The 15,828-nt window shown below is 69.4% G+C and carries 14 protein-coding genes; 5 read left to right on the plus strand and 9 right to left on the minus strand.

Going from position 1 to position 15,828, the window contains the following annotated elements:
- Nucleotides 1-65 precede the first annotated feature (65 nt).
- From HPO96_RS38010 to HPO96_RS06965, 3 genes are all read left to right on the plus strand, one after another.
- Nucleotides 66-908 carry a hypothetical protein gene (locus HPO96_RS38010; protein ID WP_238354708.1) on the plus strand — a complete coding sequence of 281 codons (843 nt, stop codon included), beginning with the start codon at nt 66-68 and terminating at the stop codon, nt 906-908.
- Complete coding sequence (gene fahA, locus HPO96_RS06960; RefSeq protein WP_337796528.1) at nt 905-2,050, plus strand: fumarylacetoacetase; 1,146 nt, start codon at nt 905-907, stop codon at nt 2,048-2,050. The genes HPO96_RS38010 and fahA overlap by 4 nt, the downstream gene beginning before the upstream one ends.
- 75 nt (nt 2,051-2,125) lie before the next feature.
- Nucleotides 2,126-5,875 carry an endo-alpha-N-acetylgalactosaminidase family protein gene (locus HPO96_RS06965; protein ID WP_171671975.1) on the plus strand — a complete coding sequence of 1,250 codons (3,750 nt, stop codon included), beginning with the start codon at nt 2,126-2,128 and terminating at the stop codon, nt 5,873-5,875.
- A gap of 55 nt (nt 5,876-5,930) precedes the next feature.
- Here HPO96_RS06965 and HPO96_RS06970 read toward each other — a convergent pair whose 3' ends face one another.
- The 7 genes from HPO96_RS06970 to hppD all read right to left on the minus strand — a co-directional run bounded on the left by HPO96_RS06970 (nt 5,931) and on the right by hppD (nt 12,524).
- Entirely contained in the window at nt 5,931-6,344 is a 414-nt protein-coding gene (locus HPO96_RS06970; RefSeq protein ID WP_171671977.1) for a hypothetical protein, read from the minus strand.
- An 84-nt stretch (nt 6,345-6,428) separates the two neighbouring features.
- On the minus strand, nt 6,429-7,670 hold the full coding sequence (locus HPO96_RS06975) for an ATP-binding protein (protein ID WP_171671979.1): 1,242 nt from the start codon (nt 7,668-7,670) through the stop codon (nt 6,429-6,431).
- 165 nt (nt 7,671-7,835) lie between these two features.
- Nucleotides 7,836-8,501 (minus strand): two-component system response regulator CseB, encoded by a 666-nt coding sequence (cseB, locus tag HPO96_RS06980; protein WP_171671981.1) that lies wholly within the window; start codon nt 8,499-8,501, stop codon nt 7,836-7,838.
- 39 nt (nt 8,502-8,540) lie between these two features.
- Nucleotides 8,541-9,149 carry a hypothetical protein gene (locus tag HPO96_RS06985; RefSeq protein WP_171671982.1) on the minus strand — a complete coding sequence of 203 codons (609 nt, stop codon included), beginning with the start codon at nt 9,147-9,149 and terminating at the stop codon, nt 8,541-8,543.
- 130 nt (nt 9,150-9,279) lie between these two features.
- Entirely contained in the window at nt 9,280-10,665 is a 1,386-nt protein-coding gene (locus tag HPO96_RS06990) for an FAD-binding oxidoreductase (protein ID WP_171671984.1), read from the minus strand.
- A 52-nt stretch (nt 10,666-10,717) separates the two neighbouring features.
- Nucleotides 10,718-11,191 (minus strand): hypothetical protein, encoded by a 474-nt coding sequence (locus tag HPO96_RS06995; RefSeq protein WP_171671986.1) that lies wholly within the window; start codon nt 11,189-11,191, stop codon nt 10,718-10,720.
- 130 nt (nt 11,192-11,321) lie between these two features.
- Nucleotides 11,322-12,524: a 4-hydroxyphenylpyruvate dioxygenase gene (gene hppD, locus HPO96_RS07000; protein ID WP_171671988.1), complete on the minus strand. Its 1,203-nt coding sequence runs from the start codon at nt 12,522-12,524 to the stop codon at nt 11,322-11,324.
- A gap of 150 nt (nt 12,525-12,674) precedes the next feature.
- Between hppD and HPO96_RS07005 the strand changes: the two genes are divergently transcribed.
- Nucleotides 12,675-13,145 (plus strand): Lrp/AsnC family transcriptional regulator, encoded by a 471-nt coding sequence (locus HPO96_RS07005; protein ID WP_171671990.1) that lies wholly within the window; start codon nt 12,675-12,677, stop codon nt 13,143-13,145.
- Here HPO96_RS07005 and HPO96_RS07010 read toward each other — a convergent pair.
- Nucleotides 13,142-13,786, minus strand: a complete 645-nt coding sequence (locus HPO96_RS07010; RefSeq protein WP_171671991.1) for a helix-turn-helix domain-containing protein — start codon at nt 13,784-13,786, stop codon at nt 13,142-13,144. The genes HPO96_RS07005 and HPO96_RS07010 overlap by 4 nt on opposite strands.
- An 85-nt stretch (nt 13,787-13,871) precedes the next feature.
- Between HPO96_RS07010 and HPO96_RS07015 the strand changes: the two genes are divergently transcribed.
- Nucleotides 13,872-14,594, plus strand: coding sequence for a hypothetical protein (locus HPO96_RS07015; protein WP_202885522.1), 723 nt, complete (start codon nt 13,872-13,874; stop codon nt 14,592-14,594).
- On the opposite strand, the gene HPO96_RS07020 is transcribed toward HPO96_RS07015, so the two are convergent.
- Nucleotides 14,591-15,823 carry an MFS transporter gene (locus HPO96_RS07020; protein ID WP_171671993.1) on the minus strand — a complete coding sequence of 411 codons (1,233 nt, stop codon included), beginning with the start codon at nt 15,821-15,823 and terminating at the stop codon, nt 14,591-14,593. The two genes, HPO96_RS07015 and HPO96_RS07020, sit on opposite strands and share 4 nt — an antisense overlap.
- Nucleotides 15,824-15,828 lie beyond the last annotated feature (5 nt).

Here is a 15,828-nt window from a genome sequence, read left to right on the forward strand (position 1 = left end):
CTCCCGTTGTACGATAACCGGACGCTTCCGTCCGCTTACCGAAAGCATCCGTTAGGCTCGGGGCCATGTCAACCGTCTCTGCCCTGTACCGGCGCCTGGTCGACGATGCGGCGATGTTCCCGCCCGGCGACCTGCCGCTGACCGCGGCCGTCCCCGCGCATCACGACCACCACAGTGCGCCGTACGCCGAGCTGGTGGGCGCTTTCGTCTGCACCGACGAGGAGCTGCCCAAGGTCGCCGAGACCACCGCTGCTCCGCTGCGCGTCGCAGTGGTGATCACCGGCGGCGCCGGCGGGATCGAGCCCGCGGTCCGCTGGGCCGAGCGCTCCCCCGCGCTCGAGCTGGCCGCGGTCGAGGTCCGGCTCCGCGACGAGGGCGACCTGGCGCGGAACGCGCTGCGCGTCGTCCGCGCGGCCGAAGACTGCCTCGACGACCAGGCCGTGTACGTCGAGACCGGGCTGGACGGCGCCTGGGAGCAGGCGCTCGACGCGGTCGCCGAGGCCGGGTACGCCGCCAAACTCCGTACCGGCGGCCTCGACGCACACCTCTTCCCGACCCCCAACCAGGTCGCCGCCTTCATCACGGCCTGCCTGGATCGCGAAGTCCCGTTCAAATGCACAGCCGGCCTGCACAACGCCGTCCGGCACACCGACCCGGCGACCGGCTTCGAGCACCACGGCTTCCTGAACGTCCTGCTCGCCACCCGAGCCTCCCTGGACGGCGCCGCCCACTCCGAACTGGTCGACCTGCTCACCCTGCAGGACGGCGCACAGCTCGCCGACCGCGCCCGTGCACTGACCGACCAGCAGGCGGAGGGCACCCGTCGCTGGTTCACCTCGTTCGGCTCCTGCAGCATCGACGAACCGCGGCACGACCTGGCCGCCTTGAACTTGATGGAGAACCTGTGACCTTCGGCCCCGACAACCTCCCCCTGGGCGTCTTCCAGCACGACGACGACGCCCCGCGCGTCGGAGCGGCGCTGGGCGACCAGGTCATCGACCTCAGCCCTCTCGCGACGGCCGCCGGGCTCGACCACGCGGCCGTGTTCGCCGCCCCGACGCTGAACGCGTTCCTCGCCCTCGGCCGGCCGGCCTGGAGCTCGACCCGCGCCTGGCTGATCGAGCTGGTCCGCACCGGCGGCGTCGAGGCGCACCTGATCCCGCAGAGCGCTGTCACGATGCAGCTCCCCTTCGAGGTCGCCGACTACGTCGACTTCTACGCCTCCGAGCAGCACGCGACCAACCTGGGCCGCCTCTTCCGCCCGGACGCCGAACCCCTGCTGCCGAACTGGAAACACCTCCCGGTCGGCTACCACGGCCGGGCCGGCACAGTCGTTGCCAGCGGCACCGATATCGCCCGTCCCTCGGGTCAGCGCAAGGCTCCGGACGCCCTGGCGCCGACGTACGGACCGAGCCAGCGCCTCGACATCGAGGTCGAGCTCGGTTACGTCGTCGGGACGCCGTCCGCGCTCGGCAAGCCGGTCTCGGTCGACGACTTCCGCGAACACGTGTACGGCGTCGTCCTGGTCAACGACTGGTCGGCGCGCGACATCCAGGGCTGGGAGTACGTGCCGCTCGGCCCGTTCCTCGGCAAGTCGTTCGCAACCTCGATCTCACCGTGGGTGGTCGCCCTCGACGCGCTGGAGGCGGCCGCCGTCCCGCTGCCGACGCAGACCCCGGCCGTCCTGCCCTACCTGGCCGGTAGCGACCTGGTGAACTACGACATCACCTTCGAGGTCCGCATCAACGGCGAACTGGTGAGCACACCGCCGTACCGGGACATCTACTGGTCGCCGGCCCAGATGCTCGCGCACATGACCGTGAACGGCGCCTCGATCCGCACGGGCGATCTGTACGCCTCGGGCACGGTCAGCGGGACGGAGCCCGACCAGCTCGGCTCGCTGATCGAGCTGACCAAGGCCGGTCGCGAGCCGATCACCGTCGGCGGCCAGGACTACACGTTCCTGCAGGACGGCGACGAGGTCGTCATCACCGCTGCGGCGGGCTCGCTCGACCTCGGCGCGGTCAGCGGGCGGGTCCTCCCGGCCTGACAATCGACGAGTAATCCTGTTCATAACTGTTCGTTTCTCTTGACGAGTTTGCGGTTACGTGCGAACTTCGTCGGCATGAAACGTTCAGTGGGGTGTGGAGTGCTGACCGGAGCGCTCGTCGCCGGGGTCCTGATCGTGCCCGTGGGCGCGCAGGCGGCCGGCGACCTGACGCTGCGGTCCCGGGAGCTGACGGTCACCGTGGGAGCCGATTTCCCGCGGGTGATCAAGTACGTCGACAACGCGTCCGGCCAGGCCCTCGCGGGCCGGGCCGAGCCGTTGTCGTCGGTGACCATCGACGGGACGGCGCGGGTCGCGCACCTCGCGGCGACGCCGACCGTCCGCGGCGGGACGGCGTCGTACCGGCTCGCGTTCGACGCGCTGCCCGGGGTCGAGCTGGATGCCAGCCTGAGCCTGACCGGCCGGGTGACGACGTTCCGGATCGACGCCGTCCGGGACACCGAGACCAGCCGCGTGCACACGATCGACATCCCGGACCACGACCTGGTCTCGGTGGCGAGCACGGACACCGGCGCGACGACCGCCTTCACCACCCTCGACCCGGACTCGACGCGGACCGCCGACAAGGTCACGCCGGTCACGGCCGCCACCCCGGCCGACCCGGCCGCCGTCGGCGCGGCGTACGCGTTCGTGAACACCAGCGGGCTCGCCGCCGGGATCGAGTCGAACTCGGTCTACGACAAACCCTCCGGGCAGTCCGTGGACGACGGCGCCCGGTTCTGGCACCGCGCGCGGAAGGGCGCCGACGGCAGCACCCGGGTCGGCGTCTGGAGCGGTCAATGGACGCACCGCGCCGACACCGCGCCGTACACCGAGCCGTTGCCCTGGGCAAAGGTCGTCGTGACGCCGGACGCGAACCAGGACCGGACGGTCGACTGGCAGGACGGCGCGGTCGCGTTCCGCTCGATCATGACCGAGCCGCAGGGCGGCGACGAGGTCAAGAACCGGGTCATCACGCATATCCCGTTCAACTTCGCCAGCCAGGCGACGCATCCGTTCCTGCGCACGCTGGACGACGTCAAGCGGATCTCGCTGGCGACCGACAACCTCGGCCAGATGGCGATCCTGAAGGGCTACGGCTCGGAGGGTCACGACTCCGCGCACCCCGACTACGGCGGCAACTACAACCAGCGCGCCGGCGGGTTGACCGACCTGAACAAGCTGCTCGCCAAGGGCAAAAGCTGGAACACCAGCTTCGGCGTCCACGTGAACGCGACCGAGTCCTACCCGGAGGCGAACGCCTTCAGCGAGGATCTGGTCGACAAGACCGCGAAGGGCTGGAACTGGCTCAACCAGAGCTACTACATCAAGCAGCGGCCGGATCTTGCCTCGGGCAACATTGTGAACCGCTTCCAGCAGCTGCGCGACGAGACCGATGAAAACCTCAAGCAGCTCTACATCGACGTGTACTACCAGTCCGGCTGGCTCGCCGACGGCCTGACCCGGCAGCTCGCCGAGCAGGGCTGGCAGATCTCGACCGAATGGGCAGATCGGCACGAGCGGACGTCGCTCTGGTCGCACTGGGCCACCGATCTCGATTACGGCGGCGCGACCAACAAGGGCCTGAACTCGAAGATCATCCGGTTCGTCCGCAACCACGAGAAGGACGTCTGGAACAACGACCCGATCCTGGGCCAGGCCGGCCTGGTCGAGTTCGAGGGCTGGACCGGCGAGGTCGACTGGAACAAGTTCTACGCGAACATCTGGAAGCAGAACCTGCCCACCAAGTTCGCGCAGCAGCAGAAGATCGTCGACTGGAACGACGGCGAGATCACCTTCACCGGCGGCGTCCGCGGCGCGGTCGAGAGCGGCAAGCGTGCCCTGTACGTCGGCGACGCCAAGGTGCTCGACGGCGACAAGTACCTGCTCCCCTGGGACGGCAACAAGAAGCTCTACCACTACAACCCAGCCGGTGGCAGCACGACCTGGAAGGTTCCGAGCACGCTGGCGTACGCCCCGAAGTTCGGCGTCTACAAGCTGACCGACACCGGCCGCGTCCAGGTCGGAACGGTTCCGGTACGCCGGGGCGCGGTCACGCTCGACGCGGTGGCCGGACAGCCCTACGTGCTCTACCCGATCGCGGCCCCGAAGCCGAAGGCGGCGAACTGGGGTGACGGCAGCCACCTGCAGGACCCCGGCTTCAACGCCGGCAACCTGACCGCGTGGAACGCGACCGGCGGCGCCACGATCGACACCCTGGCCAACGGCCAGCATGTCGCCGCACTCGGCACCCGCGCATCCGGACTCCGGCAGCGGATCACCGGCCTGACCCGCGGCAAGACCTACAGCGCCTCGGCCTGGATCGAGGTCGAGCCCGGTAAGACCCGCCCGACCACGATCACCGCGGACGGCGTCCGGAACACCGTCAACCGGTCCACCGCGAAGAACCAGGTGGCCGCCGACGACAAGCACGGCGCCAACTACCAGCGCGCCCGGGTCGTCTTCACCGCCAAGGGATCCACGGCTGAGCTCAGCATCGGCGCCGCCGCTGGTGACGCGAAAGTCCGGATCGATGACGCCCGGGTGATCGAGACGACCAAACCGGCTGCTGGTCTCGTCGACGATTTCGAGAACGTCGATCAGGGCTGGGGCCCGTTCCTCAAGGGCGACGCCGGTGGCGTCACCGATCCGCGGACCGTTCTGGCGCGCAAGCACGCGCCGTACACGCAGGCCGGCTGGAACGGCAAGCTGGTCGACGATGTACTCGGCGGCGAGTGGTCGCTCAAGTCGCACGAGGAGAACGCAGGGCTGGTCTACCGGACGGCGCCGTGGACGGTGAACTTCCAGACCGGGCACAAGTACCAGGTCAGCTTCGACTACGCGAGCGGCCGGGCCGGTCAGTACGCATGGGTCCGCGGCGTCGACCGGCCGGATTCGGTCGAGGTGAACGCCACTCCGATCGGCGAGCAGCGGACGAAGGCGAAGTTCGAGCAGACGTTCGTCGCCGGTTGCGGCGGCGACAACTGGGTCGGGCTGCGCAAACTGTCCGCCGGTGGCGATCAGGCCGACTTCGTCATCGACAACTTCGCGGTCACCGATCTCGGTCCGGCCTCCGAACCCGCCGACTGCACCTCGGTCGCGGTGACCGGGACCAACGGGCTGGTCTCCGGCGAGGCGAACACCGTCACGACGACGTTCACCAACAACGACGTCGTTGCGGCGAGCAACATCACGCTCGGGCTGACCGGCCCGGCCGGATGGACCGTGGCTGCCAGCTCACCGGCAACGCATGTCTCGGTCGCCGCCGGCGCAACTGTGCAGACCACCTGGGACGTCACTCCCCCAGCCGGAACGCCGGAGGGGAAGTATGTGCTGACGGCAACGGGTGGTCAGGCGACCAGCACCGCGGAAGCGACCGTACTACCGCCGGGAATCGTGCCGCAGTCCCGGATCAAGGTCGCTGACGTCAGCAGCCAGGACACCGCCACCGGCGGTGCCGCGACCGAAGCACTGGACGGAAACCCCAGCACCATCTGGCATTCCGCCTGGTCCCAGGGCACGCCGGCCACGTTCCCGCACCACGTCACACTCGACCTCGGCACGGCGTACCAGGTCAACGGATTCAGCTACCTGCCGCGCCAGTCCGGCACCAACGGCATGTTCAAGGGCTACGAGCTCTACGTCAGCCCCGACGGCCAGAACTGGGGCACGCCGGTCGCCACCGGCCAGTTCCCGAACTCGACCGCCGTCCAGCGGATCGACTTCACCGCCAAGGCCGGACGGTACGTGAAGTTCGTCGGCACGAGTTCGCTGAACGGCGCGATCTTCGGCTCCGCGGCGGAGTTCAACGTCTACGGAACCCGTTAGAAACAACAAGCGGCGCTCGACTCTTCCCCTGGAGAGTCGAGCGCCGCTTGGCGGATCACTTGGTGATCGTGACGTTCACCGCGGCGCTGGCGGTCTTGGCCGAGAGGACGCGGAACTTGTTGACGCCGACGCGGCCGCTCTGCACCCAGACGGAGTAGGTGGACTTCGCGGTCACCTTGGTGGTGGCCGGGAAGTTGACCCACTTGCCGTTCTCGAAGCGCTGCACCTGAACGACGGTGTTCTTGGCGATACCCGTGGTCTTGCCGCTGAAGGACACCTTGGCCCAGGCCTTCGCGGTGGCCTTGTCCGACTTGATCGTGATCGTCTTGACGGCGACCGGAGCGGCGACCGGCTGTGTGACGGCGGCGTTGGCCTGCAGCGCGCCGGCGACACCGAAGCCGGTGGCGGCGAGTGCGACACCCGCGACGGTGGCGGCGGTACGGCGGACGAACTGCGCACGGTTCAACATGATTCTGGTTCCCCTCGTTGCTTTCTTCAGGCCCTCGGTGAGCCTTCCGCAAGAAGAGACGCCCTGACTCGGCAAGAGGTTGTGTTACAGCTCTGTCTCAAGCGCCGGCAGCACCAGACGGGCCATTGCGCCGCCGCTCGGCGCCGTGCCGAAGGTCAGCTCCGCGCCGAGGACTTTCGCATGCCCGGCGGCGATCGTCAGACCCAGACCGTGGCCGACGCCGCGCTCGGCCATCCCGGAGCGGAACCGGCGTGGGCCCTCGGCAATCAGTTCCTCGGGGTAGCCGTTGCCGTGGTCAACGACCTCGACGACCCGGCCGTTGACCGTCACCTCGATCGGCGGCCGGCCGTGCCGCAGGCCGTTGACGATCAGGTTGGCCAGGATCCGCTCGATCCGGCGGGAGTCGGTCGAGACGGTCTCGTCCTTGCCGTTCAGCTCGACGACGACGTCGTCCGGCGCGAGCGCCTGCTGCATCCGCAGCCGGGCCACCGCCGAGCCGACGAACGCGCCCAGGCCGACCAGCTCCAGATCGGCCTGCTCGACGCCGGAGTCGAACCGGGCGATCTCCAGCAGGTCCTCGACGAGGCGGCGCAGCACCTTCGCCCGGTCCCGGACGAGCTCACTCGGCCGGCCAGGCGGCAGCAGCTCGGCGGCGGTGGTCAGCCCGGTGACCGGCGTCCGCAGATCGTGCGCGACATCCGCGGTGAAACGCCGCTCGGCCTCCAGCTGACCGCGCAGCGAGCTGGCCATCGTGTCCAGCGCGGCAGCCAGCGCAGAGACCTCGTCCTTGCCCTTGCCGACGGCTTCGGTCGCGGACGCGTCGAGATCACCGGCGGCAATCTGCCGCGCCGTCCCCGCGACCGCGACGATCCGTTTGGACAGCCCGCCGGCCAGGATGACGCTGACCAGCGCGACCAGCCCGACCGTGCCGAGCCCGCCGACCAGCAACGCCTGCTGCAGCGCGCGCATCGAGTCGTCGGTGCTCTCGTAGTCCTGCACGATCGACAGGATGTTGCCGTCCTTGACGCCGACCGCGGCCCACATCTTCGCGTTCGGCGATCCGGTCTTGAACGTCGCGCGCTTACCCTCCAGCACCGCCGACCGGAGCTGCGGCGGCAGCTCCGGGTCGTTCAGCTTCGCGTCGAAGACCGGGACGCCGCTGCGGTCGTAGCTCTGCGCCGCGACCCGGATCCGCTCGTCCGCGAAACTCCGCGTCCGATCCAGCCGCGCCGACTGGGCCTGCGTGTAGACCGCCACGCACAGCACCAGGATGGCGAGCGCCGAGACCAGCAGGAAGATGAGGCCGAGTTTCCCCCTCAGCCCCACAAGTGTCCTCCGCTCGGTGGCAGTGCGTCAGCTCCGGTGGTCAGGTGGGTGGATCGCAAGGCGGAGGAAGCGCTCGATGCGGTGTTCATCGTGCGCTTCCGACAACGCAGCGAGGCGCCCGCCTGGGCGCCGGAGATGGCGTGCTGACGCCGGGCGGCGGACACTCTAGGCCCGGAGCTTGTACCCGAAGCCGCGGACGGTCTCGATGCGGTCCGCGCCGATCTTGGTCCGCAGGCGCTGCAGGTGGACGTCGACCAGGCGGCCGTCACCACCCCATTCGTAGTCCCAGACGCGTTGCAGCAGGGTGGACCGGCTGAGCACGACGCCCGGGTTGTTCGCGAACTCGATCAGCAGCTTCAGCTCGGTCGGCGTCAGCTGGACGGTCTGGCCGCCGCGCCGGACCTCGAGGGCCTCGCGATCCAGCTCCAGATCGCCGAAGGACTCCACGCCGGAGCCGGTGGCCGGGGCCGGCCGCTCCGGATCGGCGACCGCGCGCCGCAGCACCGCCCGCAGCCGGGCGACCAGCACCTGGGTGTCGAACGGCTTGGTCACGTAGTCGTCGGCGCCGGCCTCCAGCCCGAGGACGACGTCCAGCGCGTCACCGCGCGCGGAGACCATCACGATCGGGACCGTGCTCGTCTCGCGGATCCGGCGGCACACCGAGATGCCGTCCAGGCCGGGGAGCATGATGTCGAGCATCACCACATCGGGCTGGACCTTCTCGAAACGCTCGATCGCTTCCAGGCCGTCATCGGCCGTGGTCACGTCGTAGCCGTGGCGCTCGAGGGTCAATTGGGTCGCCTCACGGATCACCGCGTCGTCCTCGACCATGAGAATGCGCGCTGCCGGTTCTTCCGGTACCACCGAACTTCAGTCTCCCTTTTGGTCCGTCGAGCTCAGCCTGACCATCTGTCGGCCGTTCCAACGGTAGACCTCCGCCTTGCTCCCCGAGGGGCAGCAGGGTCGGTCGTCCAACGTGAAGACCTTCCACTCGACCACCAGGTCGCCTTGCCGGCTGGCCCGGATCGTCGGCTGATCGACCTTCATACTCCAGATCCGCCGCGGACCAGGCGCGTCCAGCGCGATCAGGAAGGCGCCGAACACGAACTTGTCCAGGGTGTGGATGTAGACGACCTGCTGAGGAACACCACTGTGCATTACATCAACGGACGGACCCTGGCTGAGGCAACGCACAATCACGGTGCAATTCACGAGAATGTCCCGCGACCAGGCGTCGAGCGCCTTGTCGGCCAGCAACTTTGTCCTGACCTGAGCCAGCGGCACGGTCTGCGCCGGGCTCTTCCGGACGCCGGGGCTCGAGCTGCTCGCCGGCGTCGGCGTGGCCGGACGCGTCACACTCGGCTCGACGGCCGGCTCGGCGCCCTCGACCCGGAGGCCGCCGCCGTTCGCGCAGCCGGACAGCACGGCCAGCGCGGTCGCGGCCGCGACGGCAGGAGCGAGCAGACGCCGCAGTCCCATAGGGCGCCTCCTACCCTGCCTCATCGATTCCCCCGACGGATTCAGACAACTGCCTTCCATAGTGCTGGCCGGACGTCACATTCGACGACCGCCAAGGTCGTTTGGCCTCGACAGTTCCATTGCGGTTGGGTCACAGCACCCCACCCGCCACGACTTTGCCGGGATTCAGCAGATTTCCCGGGTCCAGCGCGGCCTTGATCGCGCGGTGCACGTCGACCGCGACCGGCCCGATCTCCGCCTCCAGCCAGCTCCGCTTCAGGACGCCGACGCCGTGCTCACCGGTGATCGTGCCGCCCAGCTCGAGCCCGATCTCCATGATCCGGTCGAAGGCGAGCTGGGCCCGTTCGGCCTGGCCCGGATCGGCCGGGTCGAAGACCACGGTCGGGTGCATGTTGCCGTCACCGGCATGGCCGAGGACGCCGACCGTGATGTCCAGCTCCCGGGCCAGCACCTCGATCGCGCCGATGAAGTCGGCCAACCGCGACCGCGGGACGCAGACGTCGTCGATCATCGTGGTGCCGAGCTGCTCCAGCGCGGTCAGCGCCGCGCGCCGGGCCTCCAGCAGCAGCTCGCCCTCGGCCGGATCCTCGGCCTCGATGCACTCGATCGCGCCGTACTCACGGCAGAGCTTCGCGACCGCGGCGACATCGGCCGCGCCGGCCTCGCCACCGGCGTCCGACTGGGCGATCAGCATCGCGGCCGCCTCGGTCGGCAGGTCCATCCGCTTGTAGGAGTTGACCGCGGTGATCGTCGTCCGGTCCATGATCTCGAGCAGGCTCAGCGAGACGCCGCTGCGGATGATCTCGACGATCGCCTCGCCGGCCGCGACGCCGGAGCCGAACAGGGCCGCCATCGTCCGCGGGCGGGCCGCCTGCGGGCGCAGCGCCAGCGTCGCCTCGGTGATGATGCCGAGGGTGCCCTCGCTGCCGACGATCAGCTTGGTCAGGTCGTACCCGGCGACGCCCTTCACCGTCTTCCGGCCGGTGCGCAGGATGCGGCCGTCGGCGAGGACGACCTCCAGGCCGAGTACGTAGTCCGTCGTGACGCCGTACTTCACACAACACAAACCACCCGAGTTGGTGGAGAGGTTGCCTCCGATCGAGCAGAATTCCCAGCTCGACGGATCCGGCGGGTAGAACAGGCCGTGTTCGGCGACGGCGCGCGAGAGGACGGCGTTGTAGACGCCGGGCTGGGTGACGACGTACCGGTCGACGGGCTCGATGGCGAGTACGCGGTCCATCTTCTCCAGCGAGATCACGATGCAGCCCTCGAGCGCGTTCGCGGCGCCGGACAGGCCGGACCGCGCGCCCTGCGGCACCACAGGCACACCCGCCGCGGCCGCCACCCGCATCGCCGCCTGGACCTGCGCGGTCTCACGCGCCAGGACGACGGCAACAGGCACCCCGGCCGGGCAGAACATCGCCCGGTCGTAGCGGTAACTCTCCATCCGGTCCGGGTCCGTCACCAGCGCCTCCGCCGGCAACACCCGCCGCAGTTCTTCGACGACCGCACTCATACTCGTGAGCCTAATGTCGGAGGGGTTGCGACGGGTGTCCGGAACGGCGCGCTCAGCGGGCGCGGGAGGTCGCGTTCTCCGAGATCTCCTCGTAGCCACCGCCGTAGTTGTGGTACTCCCGGCCGATCGCGTGGAAGGTGATCCCGTTGCTGGTGGCGCGGATCTTCGGCGTCCGGCAGGTGCTCTGCCCCTGGATCACCGCGCCGTTGCCGCCGCTGCTGTCACAGCTCAGCACGCGGCCGTCGTTCGACCCGCCGTGCTGGACCAGGAAGGCGTTCGCCTTCGCGTTGGCCGGCAGCTTGTTACTCATTCTGATCTCGGCCCAGTAGTTCGAGCAGTTGTCGCGCATGACGCGGACAGTGCCCCAACTGGGCGGTCGGTTGTCGCGCAACATCGCCGCCGACGCGACGGATCTCGCACCTGAACAGGCGGCGGTCTCGGCCGCCTGGGCCGGTGCCGCGGCGAGGGCGATCGCGCCCACCCCGGCCAGGCCCGCGGTGCTGAGCAGAATGCCCAGTGTCTTCATGACGAAACCCTTCCTGAGCACGCGCCCCGACGCGCGCTCAGGGGGGACACTACGCCAACAACCGTTGCCTTAACAGTCATTCCGGTAATCGGACGGCGACACGCCGTGTCCGGTTGCCGCGGGCAAGTGCTCAGAGGTTGCCCCGGCGCTCCTGCTCGCGCTCGATCGCCTCGAACAGCGCCTTGAAGTTGCCCTTGCCGAAACCGAGCGAGCCGTGCCGCTCGATCAGCTCGTAGAAGACCGTCGGCCGGTCGCCGAGCGGCTTCATGAAGATCTGCAGCAGGTAGCCGTCCTCGTCGCGGTCGACCAGGATCTTGCGCGACTGCAGCTCCTCGATCGGCACCCGGACGTGCCCGATCCGCTCCCGCAGCTCCGGGTCCTCGTAGTACGAGTCGGGCGTGTTCAGGAACTCGACGCCGTTCGCCCGCATGATGTCGACGGTGCGCAGGATGTCGTTGGTGGCCAGCGCGATGTGCTGGGCGCCGGCGCCGTCGTAGAACTCCAGGAACTCGTCGATCTGCGACTTCTTCTTCGCGATGGCCGGCTCGTTCAGCGGGAACTTGACCCGGTGGTTGCCGTTGGCCACCACCTTGCTCATCAGCGCCGAGTAGTCGGTGGCGATGTCGTCGCCGACGAACTCGGCCATGTTCACGAAACCCATCACCTTGTTGTAGAAGGCGACCCACTCGTCCATCAGGCCGAGCTCGACGTTGCCGACCACGTGGTCGATGGCCTGGAACAGCCGCTTCGGGTGCCCCTCCGGCCGGATCACCTGGGTCTGCGCCGCGACGAAGCCGGGCAGGTACGGGCCGTGGTACTTGCTGCGGTCGATCAGCGTGTGCCGGGTGTCGCCGTACGCCGCGATCGCGGCCCGGCGGACGGTGCCGTGCTCGTCGGTGACGTCGTTCGGCTCCTCCAGCACGGTGGCGCCCTGGGCGCGGGCGTGCGCGATGCACTTGTCGACGTCCGGCACCTCGAGCGCGATGTCGGAGACGCCGTCGCCGTGTTTGCGGTGGTGGTCGTTCAGCGGGCTGTCCGGCGTGACGCCGCCGGTGATCACGAACCGGCCCGATCCGGCCTTGAGCACGAACGCCTTGTGGTCCTTGTTGCCGTGTTCCGGCCCGGAGTAGGCGACCAGGTCCATCCCGAAGGCGAGCTGGTAGTACTTCGCGGTCTGCGTCGCGTTGCCGACGACGAACACCACGGCGTCCATCGCGGTGACCGGGAACGGGTCGGTGCTCTCGTCGTACGGCACCAGGCCGACGAGCTGCTTGAGCTGGTCGAGGTCGAGATCGGCGTCGAGCTCTGCGGGGGTGAGGTCGGTGCTGGTCATCGGTGGCTCCTCCAGGTTCGGATCGGTAGGCCGAGCCTGGTAGGCGGCATGCATCTTGCGCAACAGTTCCCTGTTTTACTGCTCAACCTGTCTAGTATTGGCGGCACTCTGCTGGACTATTTGGTCAGTCTGACCATCACCGGAGGCGAGATGTCCGTCGATCCCCTGGACGCCCGGATCCTGGAGCTGTTCGCCGCCGAGCCGCGGGTCGGTGTCCTGGAGGCCTCCCGGCGGCTCGGCGTCGCCCGCGGGACCGTCCAGGCCCGGCTGGACCGGTTGCAGCGCGACGGCGTCGTCCGCGGCTGGGGCCCCGATATCGACACCACCGCGATCGGCTACCCGGTGACGGCCTTCGCGACCCTGCAGATCGAGCAGGGCTCGGGCCACACCACGGTCGCCGCCGCGCTGGCCCGGATCCCCGAAGTCCTCGAGGTGCACACCATCACCGGCGCCGAGGATCTCTGGTGCCGGATCGTGGCCCGCTCGAACGCCGACCTGCAGCGCGTGATCGACCAGGTCGTCATCGTCCGCGGCATCCAGCGCGCGTCAACCGTCATCGCGCTGGCCGAGCAGATCCCGCATCGCGTGCTGCCCCTGGTCGAGGCCGCGACCAAGAACTAGGCGAGGCGTTTGGCGACTTCCACCGCGGCGCGGGCCACGCGGGGGCCGACGAAGTCGCGGTCGAGTTTGCCGAGGACGACGACGCCGATCGAGGCCTCGACGCCCGGGACGCCGAGCACCGGCGAGGAGACGCCCTGGGCGCCGGCCTGGAGCTCGCCGGAGGTGACCACGAACGGGCGGCCGGCGGGGTCGGGTTTGCGGCGCCCGGCCAGGATCGCCTTCCCGGCGGCGCCCTGGTCGAGAGCGTGCCGCGAGCCCATCCGGTACGAGACGTGGAAGTCCGTCCAGCTGGGCTCGATGACGGCGATCGCCAGCGCTTCGTCACCGTCGGCGACGGTCAGATGCGCCGTCGCGCCGGTGTCTTCGGCCAGTGAGCGCAGCACCGGTAGCGCTGCGTCACGCAGCGTCGGCTGGACGCGCCGGCTGTAGTGCAGGACGGCTAGGCCGAGGCGCGCCCGGCCCTCACTGTCCCGACGGACCAAGCGGTGCAGCTCCAGCGTGTTGACGAGCCGGTAGACGACCGTCCGGCTGACGTTCAGGGCGGCGGCCAGCTCGGTGATCGAGAGTCCGTCCGGCGCGTCCGCGAGCAGCTCGAGGACTGTCAGCCCCCGGTCGAGCGTCTGTGAGGTCTCAGCGGGCACTCCCGAAGCGTATCCGGTAATCGGTGAGGACCGGAGGGGTAACGCGCTTTCACCGTGCGAGCCGTCGGCCCCGTATCTTGCTGCCGTGCGAAATTACTGGGCGCTCCTCCCCGCCATCGCCGTCATCGTGGGGCTGTTGCTGCTCTACGCCGTCCCGACGCTGATCAACCCGCAGTGGACGAAGACGGTGCTGAACCTGTTCCGGCAGTTCCCGGAGGACGACGAGTCCCGGGAGCTCGGGCCGCAGCAGCTGCGCTCGCGGCGGATGCTCGCAGGGCTGCTGGTCGTCGGCGCGCTGGCCCTGGTCGGGTTCAACGTCGCGCTCAACCGGGAGGCGAACGGCTGCTACACCGCGGCCCGCGCGTTCGGCGCGATCCACGGCAAGGCCGCCAAGGACCCGTGTATCACGATGCTCTACGGCACCTTCATCGGTGACGGCACCGGGCCGGCGTTCGAGAAGAACCCGCAGCCGGTCCCGGCGTACCAGCTGGTGCAGAAGAAGCACCCGTCGTACCTGCGCTGGATGCAGAACGGGCCGAAGTACGACGACAAGAACCTGCTGATCGGGACGTCGCTGGAGTGCGCGATGGACCTGCGGGTGACCGAGGCCGACGACAAGATCACCGTCCTGATCGACGCCGACACGCCGTGCCCACCGTCCGACAACGTCTCGCTGACCGCGGTCCAGCTGGAGCGGCCGGTCGGTGACCGCAAACTCGTCACCGTCGGCGACAAGGAGATGCAGCGGATCGACCCGGACGCCGCCTCCTGGCCGAAGGTCCTCGGCAAGCTGGTGACCGGCGGCTAACTCAGCGCCCGGACGTCGGAGTCGTAGGCCCGGAACGGCCGGTTGCGGGCCAGCAGGATGAGCAGGCCGATGATGCAGACGCCCGCACCGGCCAGCAGGGCGAACGTCGGGGTCGTGAGTGACGCCGTCGTACCGGCGACGAAGTCACCGAGGCGCGGGCCGCCGGCGACGACCACGATGAAGACCCCCTGGAGCCGCCCGCGCATCGCGTCCGGCGCCGCCGACTGCAGCACGGTGTTCCGGTACGCCGAGCTGACCATGTCGGCCGCGCCCGACAACGCGAGGAGCGCCACGCCCAGCCAGATCGTGCGCGCCAGGCCGAACAGGCCGACCGCGGCGGCGTACACGGTGATTGCGACGAAGATCGCGATCCCTTGCCGGCGGACGCGCGTCACCCAGCCGGAGAACAGGACGCCGAGCAGCGCCCCGATCGCCGGCGCGGCCTGCAGCAGACCGACCGTCTTCACACCGCCCGCGAAGAACGCGCCCGCCACCGCCGGGAACAGCGCCCGCGGCTGCGCGAACACCATCGCCAGGATGTCGGCCACGAACGTCGCCAGCAGCGCCGGCGCGGCCCGCAGGAACGTGAACCCCTCCAGCACCGAGCGGATCCCGGCCCGCCGGACCAATCCGGTCGGCGGCACCGACGGCAGCCGGAACAGCGCGTAGAGCGCCGCGGTGAAGGTCAGGACGTCGACCAGGTATGCCGCCGCGAACCCGTGCCAGGCGATCACCGCCGCCCCGAGCAACGGGCCGGCGGTGAAGCCGAGGTTGAACGCCGCCGTACTCAAGGTGTTCGCCGCCGGCAGCAGCTCAGGCCGGATCAGCCGCGGGATGATCGCCGACCGGGCCGGGTTGTTCACCGCGAAACAGGCCGACTGGCAGGCGACCACGGCGTACAGCACCCAGGTCTGGTTCCAGCCGAGCTGGGACTGCAGGACCAGGACCATCGAGAGCAGCCACAGCCCCGCCGACGAGTACAGCGCGAGCAGCCGCCGGTCGATCGCGTCGGCCATCGCGCCGCCGTAGAGGCCGAAGACGACCAGCGGCACCAGCGAACAGAGCCCGACCAGACCGACCGCGAACGTCGAATGCGTCAGCGCGTACACCTGGATCGACACCGTCACCGCGGTCATCTGCTGACCGAGCTGCGACACCGTCGAGCCGATCCACAACCGGCGGAAGTCGGCGGACTCCCGCAACGGTCGGATGTCGGTGAGGAGCGGCACGAATC

Origin of the sequence: Kribbella sandramycini (assembly GCF_013131805.1) — a bacterium.
Taxonomy (GTDB): domain Bacteria; phylum Actinomycetota; class Actinomycetes; order Propionibacteriales; family Kribbellaceae; genus Kribbella; species Kribbella sandramycini.

What these genes read in the sequence shown, in the direction of transcription:
- HPO96_RS38010 (WP_238354708.1), top strand. Translation starts at nt 66, where the DNA reads ATGTCAACCGTCTCTGCCCTGTACCGGCGCCTGGTCGACGATGCGGCG.
- HPO96_RS06965 (WP_171671975.1), top strand. Translation starts at nt 2,126, where the DNA reads ATGAAACGTTCAGTGGGGTGTGGAGTGCTGACCGGAGCGCTCGTCGCC.
- HPO96_RS06970 (WP_171671977.1), bottom strand. Translation starts at nt 6,344, where the DNA reads ATGTTGAACCGTGCGCAGTTCGTCCGCCGTACCGCCGCCACCGTCGCG.
- cseB (WP_171671981.1), bottom strand. Translation starts at nt 8,501, where the DNA reads ATGGTCGAGGACGACGCGGTGATCCGTGAGGCGACCCAATTGACCCTC.
- HPO96_RS06985 (WP_171671982.1), bottom strand. Translation starts at nt 9,149, where the DNA reads ATGGGACTGCGGCGTCTGCTCGCTCCTGCCGTCGCGGCCGCGACCGCG.
- HPO96_RS06990 (WP_171671984.1), bottom strand. Translation starts at nt 10,665, where the DNA reads ATGAGTGCGGTCGTCGAAGAACTGCGGCGGGTGTTGCCGGCGGAGGCG.
- HPO96_RS06995 (WP_171671986.1), bottom strand. Translation starts at nt 11,191, where the DNA reads ATGAAGACACTGGGCATTCTGCTCAGCACCGCGGGCCTGGCCGGGGTG.
- hppD (WP_171671988.1), bottom strand. Translation starts at nt 12,524, where the DNA reads ATGACCAGCACCGACCTCACCCCCGCAGAGCTCGACGCCGATCTCGAC.
- HPO96_RS07005 (WP_171671990.1), top strand. Translation starts at nt 12,675, where the DNA reads ATGTCCGTCGATCCCCTGGACGCCCGGATCCTGGAGCTGTTCGCCGCC.